Source organism: Halomonas sp. ND22Bw (assembly GCF_003011945.1).
Taxonomy (GTDB): domain Bacteria; phylum Pseudomonadota; class Gammaproteobacteria; order Pseudomonadales; family Halomonadaceae; genus Halomonas; species Halomonas halophila.
This window is the reverse complement of the sequence record NZ_PXWD01001754.1, coordinates 1-237: the sequence shown is the minus strand read 5'-3', so window position 1 is coordinate 237 and position 237 is coordinate 1. Positions and strand designations below refer to the sequence as shown.

Below are 237 nucleotides of genomic sequence, written 5' to 3'. Positions count from 1 at the left end.
GAGGTCGGCGGCCATTCACCTAGGCTGAGGCGATTCGGGGCCGGTTCTGGTAGGCCCGCAAAGCCGGTCGAGCAAGCGGGGCGCGCAACGGTGCAGGATCGAAGGTCACGGCGCGCGTCAGAATGGCCAGCATCAGCGACCAGGGCAGGCTGGCGTGGTTCAGCAACACGCTTTCCGACATGCTGAGCGCGATAAAGACCGACAGATAGCCGATGCTCAAATAGCCTTCGCGTACGC

Annotated in this window: 1 protein-coding gene; it reads right to left on the bottom strand. The window is 63.7% G+C overall.

Features of this window, described 5'->3' with window-relative positions; all coding sequences use genetic code 11:
- Positions 1–19: 19 nt before the first annotated feature.
- Positions 20–237: hypothetical protein (locus tag CVH10_RS24310; RefSeq protein WP_219925112.1), on the bottom strand; the 218-nt coding region annotated here is incomplete at its 5' end.